Genomic DNA, 18,577 nt, shown 5'->3' with positions numbered 1-18,577 from the left:
TTGTACGCGCTCTCCCGCCCGTTCCTGTTCGCCCTCGACGGCGAACGCGCGCATGGGGCCGGCCTCGCCGCGCTGGAGGCCGCCTATCGCTGCGGCCTGTCGCCGCTTCTGGCCAGCCCGCCGCGGCCGCTGCCGACCAAGGCCTTCGGCCTGACCTTCCCCAACCCGGTCGGCCTGGCCGCCGGGCTGGACAAGAACGGTGCGCACGTGGATGCGCTGCTGGCGCTGGGCTTCGGCTTCGTCGAGGTGGGCACGGTGACCCCGCTGCCGCAGCCGGGCAACCCGCGCCCGCGCCTGTTCCGGCTGCCCGCGCAGCAGGCGGTGATCAACCGCATGGGCTTCAACAACGAAGGCGTGGACGTGCTGGTGCGCAACGTCGAGCGCGCGCGCCGCCGCAACGGCCTGGTCGGCATCAACATCGGCAAGAACAAGGACACCCCGAACGAGGACGCGGCGGCCGACTATCTGCTGTGCCTGCGCCGGGTGTACGCGGTGGCCGACTACGTGGCGGTCAACATCTCCTCGCCGAACACCGCCGGCCTGCGCGAGCTGCAGGAAGAGCAGGCCCTGCGCCGGCTGGTCGGCACGCTGCGCGAGGAACAGGAAAAACTTTCGGCCCGTCACGGCAAGCGCGTGCCGCTGCTGGTGAAGATCGCGCCCGACCTGTCCGAGAACGACATCGATGCCGCCGGCCGCGTGCTGGGCGACCTGCAGGTGGATGGGGTGATCGCCACCAATACCACCCTCGCGCGCGAGGGCGTCGAAGATTCGCCGCTGGCCGAGCAGGCCGGCGGGCTCTCCGGCGCGCCGCTGATGTCGCGCGCCACCACCGTGCTGCGCATGCTGCGCACGCGGCTGCGCGATGACATCCCGATCATCGGCGTCGGCGGCATCCTGCACGGCGCCGACGCCGCCACCAAGCAGGCCGCCGGCGCGGTGCTGGTGCAGACCTATACCGGCCTGGTGTACCGCGGCCCGGCGCTGATCGGCGAATGCGTGGATGCCCTGCGCCGGCGCAAGGAAGCCCCCAGCCGCGGCCACCTGCCGCCGGAATGAGCAGCCTGCGCGGCCCCGGCTACCGCATCACCGAACACGCCCGGCTGGATGCGCGCAACACCTTCGGCGTTGCCGCGCGCGCGCCGATGCTGGTGGAGGTGAGCGACCCCGCGGCGCTGCCGGAGCTGGCCGGCTACGCGATGCTGCGCGCGCCCGAGGTGCTGGTGCTGGGCGGCGGCAGCAACCTGCTGCTGGCCTCCGACCCGCCAGGCGCGGTGCTGGCGCTGGAGACCCGCGCGATCACCCGGCTCGGCGAGGACGGCGATGCCGTCATCGTGCGCGCCGATGCCGGCGTCGTCTGGCACGACTTCGTGCTGTGGACGCTGGGCCAAGGCCTGGCCGGGCTGGAGAACCTGGCCCTGATCCCCGGCACCGTGGGCGCGGCGCCGATCCAGAACATCGGCGCCTACGGGGTAGAGGTGCGCGAGTCCGTGCGCACGGTGGAGGCCTTCGACCGCACCACCGGCACGTTCGTCCGGCTGGCGGCGGCGGACTGCGCGTTCGCTTACCGCGATTCGCTGTTCAAGCAGCAGCCCGACCGCTACCTGGTGACCGCGGTGGAGTTCGCACTGTCGCGCGCGTTCCAGCCGCGGTTGGGCTATGCCGGGATCGCCGAGGAATTGCGCGCGATGGGCGTGGATGCCGCGCCGCGCGCCAGCCAGGTGGCGGAAGCCGTGATCCGCATCCGCCGCCGCAAGCTGCCCGATCCGGCCGTGCTCGGCAATGCCGGCAGCTTCTTCAAGAACCCGATCGTGCCCGCCGCGCAGGCCGATGCGCTGCTGGCGGCGCATCCCGGCATGCCGGTGTTCCGCGGCGCCGGCGACGACAGCCGCAAGCTGTCCGCGGCCTGGCTGATCGACCAGTGCGGCTGGAAGGGCCACCGCGACGGCGATGCCGGCGTCTCCGCCGAGCACGCGTTGGTGCTGGTCAACCACGGCCAGGCCAGCGGGTTGCAACTGCTGGAACTGGCGCGGCGCATCGCCGCGTCGGTGCAGGCGCGCTTCGGGGTGGCGATCGAACCCGAGCCGCGGATCGTGGGCGCCCGCTGGTGAGCGCGCCGCGCAACGCCCACGCGCGCGCCGCGCTGCTGATGCTTGGAAGCACGCTCGGCTTCGGGCTGATGGCCATCTTCATCCGGCTGGCATCGCAGTCGATCCCGACCTGGGAAGTGGCGTTCTTCCGCAACAGTTTCGGCTTCCTCGCGCTGCTGCCGATGCTGGTCCTGCCGGTGCTGCGCCAGCCGCGGCCGGCCGCCGCGTTCGCCGCGCGCGTGCACACCCGCCACCTGCCGCGCTACCTGGTGCGCACCGCGATCGGCATCGCCAGCATGTTCTGCGGGTTCTGGGCGATCGCCCACCTGCCGCTGGCGCAGGCGATCTCGCTGGCGTATTCCTCGCCGATCTTCGTCACCATCGCCGCCATCGTGATGCTGGGCGAACGCGTGCGCGCGCGCCGCTGGACCGCGGTGGCGCTGGGCTTCCTCGGGGTGCTGGTGATCGTGCGGCCGTGGTCGCATGCCTTCAGCCTGGGCACCCTGGTGGCGGTGGCGGCGGCGGTGCTGAGCGCGCTGGTGGCGATCCAGATCAAGCAGCTCTCGCGGGTGGACGAGGCCGACACCATCGTGTTCTGGACCTATGCGCTGTGGGTGCCGATGTCGCTGCTGCCCTCGCTGCTGGACTGGCACTGGCCGACCGGGATCGCCTGGCTGTGGCTGGCGGCCACCGGGGCGATGGGCACGGTGGGGCAACTGCTGTGGACGCGCGCGCTGAAGCTCGGCGACGTGTCCGCGCTCACCCCGATCAGCTTCATGCAGCTGCCGGTGGTGAGCCTGGCCGGCTGGCTGCTGTTCGGCGAGACGGTGGATGCGGCCACCCTGGTCGGCGCCGGCATCATCCTCGGCTCCACCTTCTACATCGCCCACCGCGAGGCGCAGCTCGCGCGCCAGCAGCGCACCAGCGCGCCCAGCGAAGCGGTCGAACCGGGCGTCTGAACCGGCCGCCTGAACCGGCGCGGGCCGTGCATTCCGGCACGGGTGGCCGCGGGCGGGCAGTGGTATTCCTGCCGCACCTGACCACGGAAGCCCGCCGATGCGCCCTGCCCTGCTCCTGCTGCTCGCCGCCCTGGCCGCCCCGGTGGCGGCGCAGACCGCCCCGGCCACGCCGCCCCCGCCGCAGCCCGTCAACTACAGCGTGCCGCCCGCCGCGGAGAAAGATGTCGCCAGCCTCGACGCGATCATCGCCGCGCTCTACGACGTCATTTCCGGCCCGGTCGGGCAGGCGCGCGACTGGAACCGGCTGCGTTCGCTGTTCATCCCCGAGGCGCGGATGATGCCGGTGGGCGTGCGCCCGGACGGCAGCGTCGGCATGCGCCTGCTGGCGGTCAACGACTACATCGCGCTGTCCGGCCCGCTGCTGGTCGAACGCGGCTTCCACGAGCGCGAGCTGGCGCGGCGCACGGAGCGGTTCGGCCACATCGCGCACGTGTTCAGCACCTACGAGGGCAAGGTGGCGGGCGATGCCCCGCCGATGCGCGGCATCAACACGATCCAGCTGATGAACGACGGCAGGCGCTGGTGGATCGTGTCGCTGATGTGGGAAGCCGAAAGCCCCGGAGTGGCGCTGCCGGCGCACTACCTGCCGGCCGCGAAGTAGCCGGCGGCGGAATGCCGCGCCGTCAGTCGTGGCGGGCGGCGCGGTAGCGGCGGTCCACGTAATCGTCGATCAGCGCCACGAATTCCTCGGCGATGCGGTCGCCGCGCAGGGTGGTGGCCTTCTCGCCATCGATGAACACCGGCGCGGACGGCGCCTCGCCGGTGCCCGGCAGGCTGATGCCGATGTTGGCATGGCGCGACTCGCCCGGCCCGTTCACCACGCAGCCCATCACCGCCAGCGTCATGTTCTCGGCACCGGGGTGGCTGATCTTCCACTCCGGCATCTTCGCGCGCACGTGGTTCTGCACCACGCCGGCCAGCTCCTGGAAGAACTCGGAGGTGGTGCGGCCGCAGCCCGGGCAGGCGGTGACCATCGGGGTGAACGCGCGCAGGCCTATGGTCTGCAGCAGCTCCTGCGCGACCACCACTTCCTGGGTGCGCGAGGCGCCCGGCTCGGGGGTGAGCGAGACGCGGATGGTGTCGCCGATGCCTTCCTGCAGCAGCACCGCCAGCGCCGCGCTGGAGGCCACGATGCCCTTGCTGCCGATGCCGGCCTCGGTCAGCCCCAGGTGCAGGGCGAAGTCGCTGCGCATGGCCAGGTCGCGGTAGACCGCGATCAGCTCCTGCACCCCGCTGACCTTGGCGCTCAGCACGATGCGTTCCTTGGGCAGGCCCAGCTCCACCGCCCGCTGCGCCGACTCCAGCGCGGACAGGATCAGCGCCTCGCGCATCACCCGGCCGGCGTCCCAGGGCTCGGGCCGCTGCGCGTTCTCATCCATCAGCCGCGCCGCCAGGGCCTGGTCCAGCGAGCCCCAGTTGGCGCCGATCCGCACCGGTTTGCCATATTCGATGGCGAACTCGATCAGCTGCGCGAACTGGGTGTCCTTCTTCTTGCCGAAGCCGACGTTGCCGGGGTTGATGCGGTACTTCGCCAGCGCGCGCGCGCAGGCCGGCTCGTTCGCCAGCAGGGTGTGGCCGTTGTAGTGGAAGTCGCCGATGATCGGCACGCGGATGCCCATCCGGTCGAGCTTCTCCACGATCCGCGGCACCGCCGCCGCGGCCTCGGCGGTATTCACCGTCACCCGCACCAGCTCGGAGCCGGCGCGCCAGAGTTCGGCCACCTGCTTCACCGTGGCGGCCACATCCGCGGTGTCGGTATTGGTCATCGACTGCACCACCACCGGCGCGCCGCCGCCGACCTTCACCCCGCCGATCTCGACCTGGCGGGTGGCGTGGCGGGGCTCGGGGCCGAAGCGATCGGGAGCAGGCGTGTCCATGCGCGCATTTTAGCCGCCCGGGCAGGCCCGCGCGGCCGCCGCGTCGTATCCTGCACGCATGCCCCGCGACGAACGCATCCTGTCTCCCAGCCAGCTCAACACGCTGGCGCGCGACCTGCTGGAAGGCAGCTTCCCGAATGTGCTGGTGGAGGGCGAGATCGGCAGCCTCGCGCGCCCGGGTTCCGGACACCTGTACTTCAACCTCAAGGACGCGCGCGCGCAGGTGCGCTGCGCCCTGTTCAAGCCCAAGAGCCAATGGCTGAAGTTCACCCCGCGCGACGGTATGCGGGTGGTGGCACGCGGCCGGCTGACCCTGTACGAGCCGCGCGGCGACTACCAGCTGGTCTGCGACACCCTGGAGGAGGCCGGTGAAGGCGCATTGCGGCGGGCGCTGGAAGAGCTCAAGGCGCGCCTGCAGGCGGAAGGGCTGTTCGATCCGGACCGCAAGCGCCCGCTGCCGGAGTTCCCGCGCCGGATCGCAGTACTCACCTCGCCCACCGGCGCGGTGATCCGCGACATCCTCAGCGTGCTGCGCCGGCGCTTCCCGCTGCTGGAGGTCGAGCTGCTGCCGGTGCCGGTGCAGGGCGAAGGCGCCGCGGCGCAGATCCGCACGCAGCTGCTGCGGGCCGATGCCTGCGGCCGCTACGACGTGCTGCTGCTGGCGCGCGGCGGCGGCTCGCTGGAAGACCTGTGGGCGTTCAACGACGAAGCCCTCGCGCGCGCGGTGGCCACCTGCGTGACGCCGGTGATCTCCGCGATCGGCCACGAGACCGACTTCTCGCTGACCGACTTCGCCGCCGACGTGCGCGCGCCCACGCCCTCGGCCGCCGCCGAAGTGCTGGCACCGGATGCCGCCGCGCTCGCGACCCGGCTGGCGGCCCTGCAGCGCCGGCTGCAGGGCGCGCAGGCCCACCTCCTGCGCCAGGCCATGCAGCGCGCCGACCGCGGCTTCCTGCGCCTGCATGCGCAGCGCCCGCAGGCGCGGCTGCAGGCGCAGGCGCAGCGCCTGCAGCAGGCGCGGCAACGGCTGCAGGCCGCGCTCCAGCGCCGGCTGGAACAGGACGACGCCCGTCTGCGGCATGCCGGCGCGGTACTGCGCGCCCACCACCCCCGGCGCCAGCTGGAGCGCCTGCGGCAGCGGCTGGACGCCCTGCAGGCGCAGCCGCGCCGCTTGCTGGACCAGCGCCTGCGCACCCTGCGCCTGCGCTTGCAGGCCCTGGCCGGGCGGCCGCAGGCATTGGTCGCCACCCGCCTGCAGCACGATGCGCTGCGCCTGCGCGGGCTGGTGCGCTCGCTGGACCTGGTCAGGCCCACGGCCACCATTCTTCGTGGCTTCAGCATCCTGCAGCGCGAACAGGGGCAGGTGGTGCGCCGCATCGCGGACGTGACGCTGGGCGAGCGGCTGCGCGCGAGCGTCAGCGACGGCCAGCTGCTGCTGCGGGTGGAAGGATGCGAACCGCGCGAATGAGGGCCGCGGGAATGGCCGCCGCCGGACCGCTCAGCCCGCCGGCAGCGGCACCGGCGGGCTGAACAGGAAGCCCAGCCCGCAGCCGCAGCCGAGCGCCTGCAGGCGCTCGCGCTGGTGGCGGGTCTCCACCCCTTCCGCGATCAGCTCGATGCCGAGGCTGCCGGCCAGCGCCACGATGGCGCGGATCACCGCCACGCTCTCGGTGCTGGACGCGCCTTCCAGCCCGGCCACGAAGCTGCGGTCGATCTTCAGGCTGGCGATCGGGAAGCGGTGCAGGTAGGACAGCGCCGAGAACCCGGTGCCGAAATCGTCCAGCTGCGCCAGCACCCCGTGCCGCTTCAGCAGGGCCAGGCATTCCAGCGTGCGCGGCGCATCGTCCAGCAGCGCCACTTCGGTGATCTCCACCCGGATCCGCGCCGGCGCCACCCCGGCCTGGTCCAGCAGGGCCAGCAGGCGGTCGGCGAAATCCGGGGCGCGGAAATGCCGCGGCGAAACGTTGATGGCGACATAGCCCGGCAGCACGTCGCGCGCCACGTCGTTGATCACCTTCTCGTACATCAGCCAGTCGATCTGCTCGATCAGGCCGCTGTCCTCGCCCACGTCCAGGAACTCGCCCGGCACCATCAGGCCGTGGTGTTCGTGGCGCCAGCGCAGCAGGGCTTCGTATCCGACCGGGACACCGGTGGCCATGTCCACGATCGGCTGGTAATAAGGCACGAAGCGTTCGGCCTGGATCGCGCGCCGCAGGTCCATCTCCATGTCCAGGCTGCGCATCGCCTCGCGGTGCATCTGCTCGTCGAACAGCACGCAGCGGTCGCGCCCATCGCCCTTGGCGCGGTACATCGCGGCGTCGGCGTCGCGCAGCATCTCCTCGCCGCTGCGGTAGCGCGGATGCCACATGGCGATGCCGATGCTGGCGCTGGGGAACAGCTCGCGCCCGGCCACCCACACCGGCGCGTTGAGCGCGGCCAGCACGCGGACGCCCAGCTCCTCGGCCATGCCCGGGCCGTCCAGCCCCTCCGCCAGGATCGCGAACTCGTCGCCACCCAGGCGCGCCACCACGTCCTGGCTGCGCACGCTGGCCACGATCCGGCGCCCGGCCTCCACCAGCAGTTCGTCGCCGACCGCATGGCCCACGCTGTCGTTGACCAGCTTGAAGCGGTCCAGGTCCATGAACAGCACCGCGAAGCAGGCCTCCGGCCGATCACGCGCATCCGCGATCGCGCGCGCCAGGCGCTCCAGCAGCTGCAGGCGGTTGGGCAGCCCGGTCAGCGCGTCATGCATGGTCTGGTGGATCAGCTTGCGCTCGACCCGCATGCGCTCGCCGATCTGCTCCACCAGCTCGGCGTTCGCCTCGGCCAGCTCGCGGGTGCGCTCGCTGACGCGCTGCTCGAGGCTGGCATGCGCCTGCACCAGCCGGTCCTGCGCCTGCTTGCGCGCCAGGCTGCTACCGATGTGGAAGGACACGAAGGTCAGCAGGTCCTGGTCGCGCAGGCTGAACATGATGTCGCTGGAGTAGCTCTGCACCGCGATCACGCCCACGACCTTGTCGTCCCGCATCAGCGGGACGCCCAGCCAGCAGTGCGCCATCGTGCCGTGGATACGCACTTTCCCTTCGGCCTTGAGCGCCATGACCTTCTCGCGATCGGCCAGCAGCGGCTTGCCGGTGCGGATCACGTATTCGGTCAGGCCCTCGCCCAGCTGGCGTGGCCGGCGCTCGGGGTCGCGCTCGTCCACCGAATACGGGAACTCCAGCATGCTGCCGTCGTCGGACAGGGTGGCGATGTAGAAGTTGTGGGCGTACACCAGCTCGCTGACGGTGTCGTGCACCTCCGCGAAGAAGTGCGCCAGGGTGTCGCTGGTCATCGACAGCTCGGCGATCCGGAACAGCGCGCGCTGGATCTCCTGCACCCGCTGGCGCTCGTACACCTCGACCTGCAATTCCTCGTTGGCGCGCTGCAGCTCGGCGGTGCGCTCGGCCACCCGCGCCTCCAGCCGGTTGCGCGCCTCGCGCCGCTCCAGCGCGGTCAGCACGTGCTGCGCCACGTAGGCCAGCAGCACGCGGTCGTCCTCGGAATACACCTCGGCCTGGCGGTAGCTCTGCACCACCAGCGCGCCGGCCACGCGCTCGTCGCGGCGCATGGCCACGCCCAGCCAGTCGGCGCTGTCGGGGCCGGAGTTCTCGTTGAACGGGATGCCGTGGCGCTCGCGCAGCTCGCGCGATGGCCCGCGCATGGTCTCGCCGGTACGCAGCAGGCGGATGGTCAGGCTGTCGTCGCCGTCGGCGACCGCGATCTCGGCGTCCGGATCGTTGACCCACGGGTCCAGCTGGTCCACGAAGTACGGGAAGCGCATCGTCTGCCGGCACGCGTCATAGAGCACGATGTAGAAATTCTCGGCGTACATCAGCTCGCCGACGATCGCGTGCACCCGGCGCAGCATCACCGGCAGCGCGAGGTTGCTGCCGGCGAGGTCGGCGATCTCGTACAGCGCCTGGCGCAGCAGCTCGGAACGCTGCAGCGAGGCGATGGTGTCGGCGGCCAGCTCCAGCTGCAGCGCCTGCTCCACCTGCTGGCGGGCGGCGGCCAGCCAGCCCTGCACCGCGGTTTCCGGCCAGTCCGCCGGGCGCTCGGCCAGCACTTCCAGTTGCGACTCGTGCGGACCGTGCCAAGCCTGGCGCAGCAGCGCCGGCGCCTGCGGCGCGCCCGCCGGGGTGGTGTCGCTGCCCTCGCCCAGCGCAGGCTGCCGCCATGCCACCTGCACCCGCGCGCCCTCCGGCAAGGCCTGGGCCAGGCGCTCCGCGATCCCGGCAAGCACGCCGGGGGCGCGGGGCTGCGCGGAGGTCGCGCGCGCCGGCGGGATGGCTGTCAAGGAAGCATTCATCTTTCCCCATATTGCCTGCATCCACGCGCCCGCGCCATCCGCCATCCGCCCCATGCACGGGCATCCCCGCGCGCCGCCGCGGGCGGTCGGCGAGGGCTAAAATGCCGGCATGACTCCTCCTGCGACGGCGCGTGCCAAGGCGCCCCTCGGTTCCCTGCGCGCCCTATGGCCGTTCGTGCGCCGCCACCGCGGCCTGTTCCTGGCCTGGCTGCTGGCGCTGGGGATCTCCTCCGCCGCCTCGCTGAGCCTGCCGGTGGCGTTCCGCACCATGATCGACCACGGCTTCCGCAGCGGCGCCAGCGGCGAGGTGGACCGCGCCTTCCTGCTGCTGTTCGCGGTCGCGCTGGTGCTGGCGGTGGCGACCGCGGCGCGCTTCTTCTTCGTCTCCCTGCTCGGCGAGAAGGTGGTGGCCGACCTGCGCACCCAGCTGTACGCGCACCTGATCGCGCTGGACGCCGAGTTCCACGACCGCACCCGCAGCGGCGAGCTGGTCTCGCGCCTGACCACCGACGTCGAGCTGATCCGCAACCTGGTCGGCAGCGTGATGTCGATCGCCCTGCGCAGCAGCATCACCGCGATCGGTGCGCTGGTAATGCTGTTCGTCACCAGCCCGCGGCTGGCGGCGTGGGCGCTGCTTGGCATCCCGGCGGCGGTGCTGCCGGTGGTGCTGGGCGCGCGCCGCATCCGCAAGGTCGCACGCCACAGCCAGGACAAGGTGGCCGAGGCCAACGCCTTGGCCAGCGAGACCCTGGGCGCGGTGCGCACGGTGCAGGCGCATGCGCGCGAGGCCTACGAGCGCGGCCGCTTCGCGCAGGCGGTGGCGCAGGCGGTGGGCGTGGCGCGGCGGCGGATCGGGGCGCAGGCGCTGATGACCGGCACCACCATCACCCTGTTCTTCGGTGCGATCTCGCTGGTGCTGTGGTCGGGCGCGCACGACGTGATCGCCGGCCGCATGAGCGCCGGCACCCTGCTGCAGTTCGTGCTGTACGCGGTGTTCGGCGGCGGCTCGGTGGCGGCGCTGGCGGAGGTCTGGAACGAGCTGCAGAAGGCCGCCGGCGGCATGGGCCGGATCGACGACCTGCTGCGCGAGCGCCCGGCGATCACCGCGCCAGCCTCGCCGCGCGCGCTGCCGCGGCCGCTGCGCGGGGAGATCGCGTTCGAGCACGTCACCTTCCACTACCCGCAGCACCCCGAGCGCCCCGCCCTGCGCGACTTCAGCCTGCGCATCGCGCCCGGCGAGACAGTGGCGCTGGTGGGCCCGTCCGGCGCCGGCAAGAGCACCGTGCTGGCGCTGCTGCTGCGCTTCCACGACCCGCAGGCCGGCCGCATCCTGGTGGACGGCATCGACATCCGGCAGGCCGATCCGGTGCAGCTGCGCGAGGCGATCGGGCTGGTGCCGCAGGCGCCGGTGATCTTCGCCGCCAGCGCGCAGGACAACATCCGCTATGGGCATCTGGACGCCAGCGACGCCGAGGTCGAACAAGCAGCGCGACGCGCGGAGGCGGACGAATTCATCCGCGCGCTGCCGCAGGGGTATGCCACCGAGCTGGGCGAGCGCGGCGCGCGCCTGTCCGGCGGCCAGCAACAGCGCATCGCGATCGCGCGCGCGCTGCTCAAGGACGCCCCGGTGCTGCTGCTGGACGAGGCCACCTCGGCCCTGGACGCGCAGAGCGAGCGCGCGGTGCAGCTCGCGCTGGAGCACCTGATGACCGGGCGCACCACGCTGGTGATCGCGCACCGGCTGGCCACCGTGCTGCGCGCCGACCGCATCGTGGTGATGGACGCCGGGCAAGTGGTGGCCGAAGGCACCCACGCGCAGCTGCTGGCGCAGGGCGGGCTATACGCCGAGCTGGCGAAACTGCAGTTCCTGGACTGATCCCGGAATCAGGCGCGGCATCAATCAGGCGCGGAATCGGCGGCGGGATCGATCACCGCATCGACCCCACCCCCGGATGACCGCCGGCCGAAGGCGGGGATCCCGCCCCGGCCGGGAACGCGGTGGGCTTACTTCTGCTTCCAGCTGCCGCCGGACTGGTACCACCAGCCCGGGCGCGCGCTGGCGATCCACTGGCGCGCGAACACCGCGCGGATCTGGTCCTCCCACTCCGGATGGCCGTTGGCCACCGCCACCTCGCGGTACACCGCCTTGCGGTCGCGGTTGTCGTCGGCCACCGCCGCGTTCATCGCCACCCGATCCTTCAGCTCCAGCTTGGAAGGATCGCGGACGGTGATGTAGCCATCCTCGGTGAAGCCCAGCGCGCCGCTGTCGAAGCCGGCGCGCAGGCTGGCATTGAAGCGGGCCTCCATGCGCGCCTGGATGGCCTGGATCGCCGGGGTCTTGATGGTGATGTCCGGGGCCGCCTGCGCCTGCGCGCTGCCGATGCCCACCAGCACCCAGGGATCGAACCCGGACAGGTCGGCCCGGATGCGGCGCCCGAGCATCGCCATGCCGCCACCGCCGGCCGGCGGCATCTGCTTCACCTCGACCTTGTCGGCGCCTTCGATGACCTTCTCGACGAACTCCTTGGCCGCTTCCTTGGCCTCGGCCGCCGGGAAGTACACGTTGATCGTCACGCAGGCGCTGAGCAGCAACGCCCCCGCCACCGGCACGCCCATCCACTGCTTCATGGTCCGTCTCCCTCGCTGCTGTGCTGCGTCAATGAATCACCGGCGCCACATCGCCCTTGCCCGCGGCCATCAGGCGCTCGACCAGGGTGGGCCAGTCCACCGCGCGGTTGTGGCCCACCACGTCCAGCCGCGGCAGGCCCTGGCCTTCGACGATAGTAAAAGCGTTGCCTTCTGAATGCAGGCCGGACATGGCGCAGATCTGGTTCTCCAGCCGGCAGCCGACGCCGATCCGGCGGTAGCCGAACTCCTGGAACAGCGCGATCAGCCTGCCCTGCAGGGTCTGCACGAACGAGGCCCCGCCCACGCTGCCGATGTCCTGCACCGCGCGCTGGCTGATCCGGCGGCGCACGCCCGGCGCGTCGGCGGTGGCCAGCCAGGCATCGAACGCCACCGGGGTCCAGTCCACCAGGCGCAGGCCGTCGATGCGGCCGTCCAGACGCCCGGTGATGCTGCCGAAGCCCAGCACCTCGGTCAGGCGCAGCAGGTCCAGCCCACGCAGGGCGATGTCCGCACTGAGGCTGGGCGCGGTACCGAACGGACGCTCCAGCGCCAGCGAGGAGAACGTCACCTGGCCCTCGAACAGGCCCAGCTCGAGCCCGCCCTCGAACGCGATTCGGTCGCGGGCGTAGTGCGCGCGCGGGATGTCGCCTTGCAGCCGCCCCTGGAACGGCGGCAGCCCCAGCGCCTGCGCCACCTGCCCGAAATCGACGTCGTCCAGACGCAGTCCGAAGTAGATCTCCAGGCCATCGCCATCGCGCGGCGGCCGGATTACCGCATCGCGCAGCGTCAGGCGGCCGCCCGACAGTGGAACGGTCGCCTGCGGCAGGGCCAGCACACCGCCGGCGCTGGTGAAGGGCAGTGCTGTGGCGCCGAACTTCAGGCCGTATAGCTGGCCGCCCTGCCATTCGAGCGCGCTGGCCACCGGCACGCCGGCGGAATAGCGCAGGTCGCCCTGCAGATGGTCGAACACGAAGCGGCCGGCCGGGTCGCGCACGTCCACCTGGCGCAGGTCCGCCGCCAGCGTCTGCAGGCGCCCGTCCTGCACCTGCGCCTGCACCGACAGGCCGCCGTGCAGGTCCACCCCGCCCAACCCGACCAGGCCCATCCAGCCCGACAGGTAGCGCGGCTTGAACGGCGCAAGGTCGTCACTGCGGGCCTGCAGCGACAGGTGGTCGAGATTGCCCTCGGCATCCAGCGCCGCCTGCGCGCTGGCCGTGAGCACCGCGCCGTCGTCCCAGACGATGCGCGGCAGCACCCACCCGCCCGGGCCCTCGCGCACCGCCTCCAGCTGCAGGCCGACCGGGGTCTGCGGCAGCGCCACGTAGGTGTTGCCGGCGAGGAATTCGCCGCCCTGCAAGGTCGCCTCCACGCGCGCGCGGGTCGCCTCCGGCGCGCTGCGGTAGTGCAGCTGCACGCGCGCGCCGAGGCCTTCGCCGACGATGCTGGCATCGCCGTTCTGCAACCCGGCGGCGGCAAACTGCAGCGGGCCATCGACCTGCAATGCCCGTGCATCCGCCTGCAGATGCAGGCGCCCATCCATATGTCCACCGGTGAAGCGCGCCTGCGGCCAGGCCTGTGCCAGCAGGCCCTGCATCCACGCCAGCGGAACCTGCTCCAGCACCACCGCGAACACGTCCGGCCGGGCCGTGCTGCACGCCAGCTGCACGCGGGTGCCGGCGTGTGCCAGCTCGGCGTGCAGGGCCGTCTCGTCCAGCCGGATCGCCAGCTGCATCGGCGCGATGCCGGCGGCGCGCAGCGTGCCCGCGCAGGTCCAGCCGGACCCCGGCGACCGTCGCAGCGGGCAGCGCCAGCGCACCGCGCGCAGGCGGCCGCCCAGCGCCGGCAGATCCACCTGCGCGGCCTGCAGTTCGAGGACGCCGCTGTCGGCCCTGTCCGGCCAGTCCAGGTTTATCCGTAGCTGCTCCACGGAGCCGGCCGGCGTACCGACCCGGGCCACCTGCAGCTGCGCGCTGCGCGCCTGCAGCGCGGGCGCACCCAGCAACGCCAGCAGGCCCAGGCCACAGGTTAGGATCGGACGCGACATGGCCGCAGCATACAAAGCGCAAGGACCGCACGCATGACCCCGCCCTCGTCACCATCTTCGTCTCCAGCCACTCCCGCCGCGCCGGCGCCGCGCCTGCTGCTGGTCGAGGACGATCCGGCCAGCGCCGCGTTCATGGCCGCGGTCGCCTCGGCGCAGCCGGCGCAGGTGCACCTGGTGGCGAACATCGCCGATGGCGAATCAGCCTGCGCGCTACAGGCGTTCGACCTGCTGCTGGTGGATGCCAACCTGCCCGACGGCCGTGGTGAGCACCTGCTGCGCCTGCTGCGCGAGCGCGGCCTGGTCACTGCGGCGCTGGCGCATACCGCCGATCCCGATCCGACCCTGCACGCGCGCCTGCGCGAGGCCGGGTTCGCCGAGGTGCTGCTCAAGCCGATCACCGCCGCCGCCCTGCGCGAGGCCCTGCGCCGGCACCTGCCGGGCGCACGCCCCGCCGACTGGGACGATGCCGCCGCGCTGGCCGCGCTCGGCGGCGAGGCCGCGCACGTGCAGGCGCTGCGCACCCTGTTCCTGGCCGAACTGCCGCAGCAGCGGCAGCGGATCGTGCACGCCGCCACCCACGCCGATATCAGCAGCCTGCGCGCGGAGCTGCACCGGCTGGTGGCCAGCTGCGGGTTCGTGGGTGCCGCCAAGCTGGGCAGCGCAGTGCGCGCGCTGCAGGAATCGCTGCTGGATGCCGCCGCCCTGCGCGCGGTGGAGGCGGCGATCGACGAGCTGCTGCTGGCGCCCGCCGCCACCGCCTGACCGCAAGCTGCGCTCAGGCCGCTCCCGGCGCCTGGCCGGCGCGCAGTTCGTCGAGCAGGGCGCGCGTCACCGGGTCATGCACCTGCGCCGCGGCCTCGCCCCGCCCCTGCACGGCCGGCAGCAGGCGGCTGGCCAGCTGCTTGCCCAGCTCGACCCCGAACTGGTCGAACGCGTTGATCTCCCACAGCACCGACTGCAGGTACACGCTGTGCTCGTACAGCGCGATCAGCATGCCCAGCGCCTGCGGGGTCAGCGCATCCAGCAGTAGCAGGGTGCTGGGACGGTTGCCCGGATAGCGCCGGTGCGGATCGTCGCTGTCCTGGCCGTTGGCCAGCGCCTCGGTCTGCGCCAGCAGGTTGGCCAGCAGCGCGGCATGGTTGGCCGCGAACGGATGTTCGGCCCGCAGCACGCCGATGAAGTCGGCCGGCACCACCTGGGTGCCCTGGTGCAGCGCCTGGAAGAAGCTGTGCTGGGTATCGGTGCCGGCACCGCCCCACCACACCGGCACGGTGTCGATGCCGACCTCGCGCCCATCCAGGTGGACGCGCTTGCCCAGGCTTTCCATCACCAGCTGCTGCAGGTAGGCCGGCAGCAGCTTGAGGCGGTCATCGTAGGGCAGCACCGCCTGGGTGGCGGCGTGCAGGCCATTGCGGTTCCACACCGCGGTCAGCGCGTGCCATGCCGGCAGGTTCTCGCGCAGCGGCGCGGCCAGCGCATGCGCATCCAGCGCGGCCGCGCCTTCCAGCAGCTGCTCGAAGCGCTCCATGCCCAGCGCCAGCGCGATCGGGAAGCCGACCGCCGACCACAGCGAATAGCGCCCGCCCACCCAGTCCCACATCGGCAGGGTGCGCTCCGGCGGGATGCCGAAATCGGCCACCCGCGCCGCGTTCGTGCTGACCGCGTACAGGCGCGTGTCGTCGCCCAGCCACTCGCGCACGATCGCGCCGTTCAGCAGGGTCTCCTGGGTGCCGAAGGTCTTGGAGATCATCACCGCGGCGGTGCGCGCCGGGTCCAGCGCGGCCAGCACGCGGCGGGCGGCGTGGCCATCGACGTTGGAGATGAAGTGCACCCGGAAGCGCGCACCGGGCAGCGCCAGCGCGTCCACCACCAGGCGCGGGCCGAGGTCGGAGCCGCCGATGCCGATGCTGACGATGTCGGTCACCGGGCCGGCGGCCAGGGCGTCGATCAATTCGCGCATGCGCAGCTGCGCCGCCAGCGCCTGCGCGCGCGCGGCCAGCGCGAACGCCGAGCCGGTGGCCGCCCCGCGCAGCGCGCTGTGCAGCGCCGGGCGGTCTTCGGTGGGGTTGACGGTGTCGCCGTCCAGCAGGCGGCGCAGCGCGCCCGCCAGGTCGGCCCGCTCGGCGATCACGAACAGCGCGTCCAGCGCCGCGCGGTCGTAGCGCTGGCGCGCGAAGTTGGCATACAGCGGCCCGCAGCGCAGGGCGAACTCTTTCGCGCGCGCGGGGTCGTCCCGCAACAGGCGTGCCAGCGGCATGCCGTCCAGCCGCTGCGCGTGCGCCTGCAGGCCGTCCAGCAGCGCGGACACGTCAGGCCGCCTGCTTGGGCATCGAGTGGTTGGTGTGGGTCAGCCGGTTCTCGCGGTCCACGTACACGCAGACCGGCTTGTGCGCGGCCGCCTCGGCCTCGTCGCACTGCACGTAGGCGCAGATGATGACCAGGTTGCCGACCTGCGACTTGTGCGCGGCCGCGCCGTTCACCGAGATCACGCCGCTGCCTTCCTCGCCGCGGATCGCATAGGTGGAATAGCGCTCGCCGCTGGTGACGTCATAGATGTCGATGCGCTCGTACTCGCGGATGCCGGCGATGTCGAGCAGGCGGCCGTCGATGGCGCACGAGCCTTCGTAATGCAGCTCGGCATGGGTGACGGTGGCGCGGTGGATCTTGCCCTTGAGCAGGGTCAGTTGCATGGGGGGTACTCCGGTGGAACGGGCCGTCCGCGGCGGGCGGACTGCGAAGTATAGGCGCCGATGGCGCACCGCAACAAACCGGGCCCGCGCCGGCCCCGACGCGCCCCGGGAGGCCCCGGAAAGCCGGGGCGGGAATCAACCGCGCGTCGGCGGCGTCAGGTCGAACTCGAGGTTGTCGATCAGGCGGGTCCGGCCCAGGCGGGCGGCGATCAGCGCCACCCGCGGACCGCCCTCGGCGTCGCCCGGTTCGCGGAAATCCGGGTGCCGCAGTACCGCGTAGTCGGGCACGAACCCGGCCGCACGCAGGGCCGCGTCCGCCGCGGCCTCGACCTGCGCGCGCGGCGTCCCCGCCTGCGCGGCCGCCTGCATCGCCCGCAGGGTGCGATGGATGACCGGGGCGAGTGCGCGCTCCTGCGGCGACAGGTACTGGTTGCGCGAGCTCATCGCCAGCCCATCGGGCTCGCGCACGATTTCGCCGGCCAGGATCTCCACCGGCATCTGCAGGTCGGCCACCAGTTGCCGGATCACCGCCAGCTGCTGGTAGTCCTTGCGCCCGAACGCAGCCACGTCGGGCTGCACCTGGTTGAACAGGCGCGTCACCACCGTGCATACGCCGTCGAAATGGCCGGGCCGACAGGCGCCTTCCAGCACCGTGCTCACGCCCGGCACGTGCACCTTGGCCGCCAGTTCCACCCCGAACGGATACATCGCCTCCACCTCGGGCAACCACAGCACGTCGCAGCCGGCGTCCTGCAGGCCGCGGGTATCGGCCTCCGGGGTGCGCGGATAGCGGGTGAAATCCTCGTTCGGCCCGAACTGGGTGGGGTTCACGAACACGCTCGACACCACCCGGTCGGCGTGCCGGCGCGCCAGCGCCACCAGCGAATAGTGGCCGGCGTGCAGGTTGCCCATGGTCGGCACGAAGCCGACGCGCAGGCCCTCGCGCTTCCAGCCGGCGACGCGCGCACGCAGGGCATCCAGCCGGGAAATGGTCTCGATCATGCGTAGCTGTGCTCTTCGGTGGGGAACGCGCCGCTGCGCACGGCCTGCAGGTAGGCGCGCACGGCGCCGGCGATGGAGCCCCCTTCGGCCAGGAAATCCTTCACGAACTTGGGCTTGCGGTGGCCGGTGTCGATCCCCAGCAGGTCGTGCAGCACCAGCACCTGGCCGTCGCAGCCGGGGCCGGCGCCGATGCCGATGGTGGGGATCGGGCTGGCGGCGGTGATCTCCGCCGCGAGCGCGGCCGGCACGCCTTCCAGCACCAGCAGCGCCGCGCCCGCCTCGGCCACCGCCAGCGCATCGGCACGCAGGCGCTCGGCGGCGGCCTGTTCGCGCCCCTGCACCTTGAAGCCGCCCATCCGCAGCACCGATTGCGGGGTCAGGCCGAGGTGCGCGCACACCGGGATCTCGCGCTCCACCAAGAAGCGGATCACCTCCAGCTTGTGGCCGGCGCCCTCCAGCTTGACCATCGCCGCGCCGGCCTGGATGAAGCGCACCGCCGCCTCCAGCGCCAGCGCCGGGGTGGCATCGGCCCCGAACGGGAAGTCCGCGATCTTCAGCGCGCGCGGGGCGCCACGCGCCACCGCCGCGGTGTGGTAGGCGATGTCCTCCACCCGCACCGGCAGGGTGGAGGCATGGCCCTGCACCACCATGCCCAGCGAATCACCCACCAGGATCAGGTCAATGCCGGCATCGTCCAGCACCCGCGCGAAGCTGGCGTCGTAGCAGGTCAGCATCGCCAGCCGCTGGCCGGCCGCGCGCGCCTGTGCCAGCTGCGGCACGCTCCAGGACTTCCGTTCGGCATGGACGCTCATCGACGGGCTCCGGCAAAGGGGGACGCATTATGGCGCACAACGCCGGCGCCACCGCGACGGCGTGCCC

General features: G+C 72.4%; 15 protein-coding genes. 7 read left to right on the top strand and 8 right to left on the bottom strand.

Annotation, left to right across the window (positions count from 1 at the left end; translation table 11 throughout):
• The 4 genes from EDC34_RS06875 to EDC34_RS06860 all read left to right on the top strand — a co-directional run bounded on the left by EDC34_RS06875 (position 1) and on the right by EDC34_RS06860 (position 3,707).
• Positions 1-1,056, top strand: coding sequence for a quinone-dependent dihydroorotate dehydrogenase (locus EDC34_RS06875; protein WP_114960211.1), 1,056 nt, complete (start codon positions 1-3; stop codon positions 1,054-1,056).
• Positions 1,053-2,108, top strand: coding sequence for a UDP-N-acetylmuramate dehydrogenase (gene murB, locus EDC34_RS06870; RefSeq protein ID WP_114960212.1), 1,056 nt, complete (start codon positions 1,053-1,055; stop codon positions 2,106-2,108). The genes EDC34_RS06875 and murB overlap by 4 nt, the downstream gene beginning before the upstream one ends.
• A gap of 38 nt (positions 2,109-2,146) precedes the next feature.
• Positions 2,147-3,046, top strand: coding sequence for a DMT family transporter (locus tag EDC34_RS06865; protein ID WP_114960315.1), 900 nt, complete (start codon positions 2,147-2,149; stop codon positions 3,044-3,046).
• A gap of 97 nt (positions 3,047-3,143) precedes the next feature.
• Positions 3,144-3,707: a hypothetical protein gene (locus EDC34_RS06860; RefSeq protein ID WP_205388060.1), complete on the top strand. Its 564-nt coding sequence runs from the start codon at positions 3,144-3,146 to the stop codon at positions 3,705-3,707.
• 22 nt (positions 3,708-3,729) lie between these two features.
• Here the strand turns inward: EDC34_RS06860 and ispG are convergent, their stop codons facing one another.
• Positions 3,730-4,983 (bottom strand): flavodoxin-dependent (E)-4-hydroxy-3-methylbut-2-enyl-diphosphate synthase, encoded by a 1,254-nt coding sequence (gene ispG, locus EDC34_RS06855; RefSeq protein WP_114960213.1) that lies wholly within the window; start codon positions 4,981-4,983, stop codon positions 3,730-3,732.
• A 58-nt stretch (positions 4,984-5,041) separates the two neighbouring features.
• Between ispG and xseA the strand changes: the two genes are divergently transcribed.
• A complete protein-coding gene (gene xseA, locus EDC34_RS06850; protein ID WP_114960214.1) occupies positions 5,042-6,451 on the top strand; it encodes an exodeoxyribonuclease VII large subunit in 1,410 nt (469 codons plus the stop codon).
• Between the two features lie 30 nt (positions 6,452-6,481).
• Here xseA and EDC34_RS06845 read toward each other — a convergent pair whose 3' ends face one another.
• Complete coding sequence (locus EDC34_RS06845) at positions 6,482-9,334, bottom strand: GGDEF and EAL domain-containing protein (RefSeq protein ID WP_114960215.1); 2,853 nt, start codon at positions 9,332-9,334, stop codon at positions 6,482-6,484.
• A 109-nt stretch (positions 9,335-9,443) separates the two neighbouring features.
• On the opposite strand from EDC34_RS06845, the gene EDC34_RS06840 reads away from it, so the two are divergent.
• The gene (locus EDC34_RS06840; RefSeq protein ID WP_114960216.1) at positions 9,444-11,210 is read left to right on the top strand and encodes an ABC transporter transmembrane domain-containing protein; all 1,767 of its coding nucleotides are present in this window, start codon (positions 9,444-9,446) and stop codon (positions 11,208-11,210) included.
• Positions 11,211-11,338: 128 nt separating this feature from the next.
• On the opposite strand, the gene EDC34_RS06835 is transcribed toward EDC34_RS06840, so the two are convergent.
• Both EDC34_RS06835 and EDC34_RS06830 read right to left on the bottom strand, forming a co-directional pair.
• Entirely contained in the window at positions 11,339-11,962 is a 624-nt protein-coding gene (locus tag EDC34_RS06835; RefSeq protein ID WP_114960217.1) for a YdbL family probable chaperone protein, read from the bottom strand.
• Positions 11,963-11,990: 28 nt separating this feature from the next.
• Positions 11,991-14,006, bottom strand: a complete 2,016-nt coding sequence (locus EDC34_RS06830; protein ID WP_114960218.1) for a translocation/assembly module TamB domain-containing protein — start codon at positions 14,004-14,006, stop codon at positions 11,991-11,993.
• Positions 14,007-14,039: 33 nt separating this feature from the next.
• On the opposite strand from EDC34_RS06830, the gene EDC34_RS06825 reads away from it, so the two are divergent.
• Positions 14,040-14,768, top strand: a complete 729-nt coding sequence (locus EDC34_RS06825) for an Hpt domain-containing response regulator (protein WP_114960219.1) — start codon at positions 14,040-14,042, stop codon at positions 14,766-14,768.
• Positions 14,769-14,781: 13 nt separating this feature from the next.
• Here EDC34_RS06825 and pgi read toward each other — a convergent pair whose 3' ends face one another.
• From pgi to panB, 4 genes are all read right to left on the bottom strand, one after another.
• Positions 14,782-16,314 carry a glucose-6-phosphate isomerase gene (gene pgi / locus EDC34_RS06820; protein WP_275895185.1) on the bottom strand — a complete coding sequence of 511 codons (1,533 nt, stop codon included), beginning with the start codon at positions 16,312-16,314 and terminating at the stop codon, positions 14,782-14,784.
• Position 16,315: 1 nt separating this feature from the next.
• On the bottom strand, positions 16,316-16,696 hold the full coding sequence (gene panD / locus EDC34_RS06815) for an aspartate 1-decarboxylase (protein ID WP_114960220.1): 381 nt from the start codon (positions 16,694-16,696) through the stop codon (positions 16,316-16,318).
• Positions 16,697-16,831: 135 nt separating this feature from the next.
• Positions 16,832-17,698, bottom strand: coding sequence for a pantoate--beta-alanine ligase (panC, locus tag EDC34_RS06810; protein WP_114960221.1), 867 nt, complete (start codon positions 17,696-17,698; stop codon positions 16,832-16,834).
• Entirely contained in the window at positions 17,695-18,510 is an 816-nt protein-coding gene (panB, locus tag EDC34_RS06805) for a 3-methyl-2-oxobutanoate hydroxymethyltransferase (RefSeq protein WP_114960222.1), read from the bottom strand. Before panB ends, panC begins: the two co-directional genes overlap by 4 nt.
• Between the last annotated feature and the right edge of the window lie 67 nt (positions 18,511-18,577).

Source organism: Thermomonas haemolytica, assembly GCF_004346265.1.
Lineage (GTDB): Bacteria > Pseudomonadota > Gammaproteobacteria > Xanthomonadales > Xanthomonadaceae > Thermomonas > Thermomonas haemolytica.
This window is presented reverse-complemented; position numbering and strand designations above follow the sequence as displayed.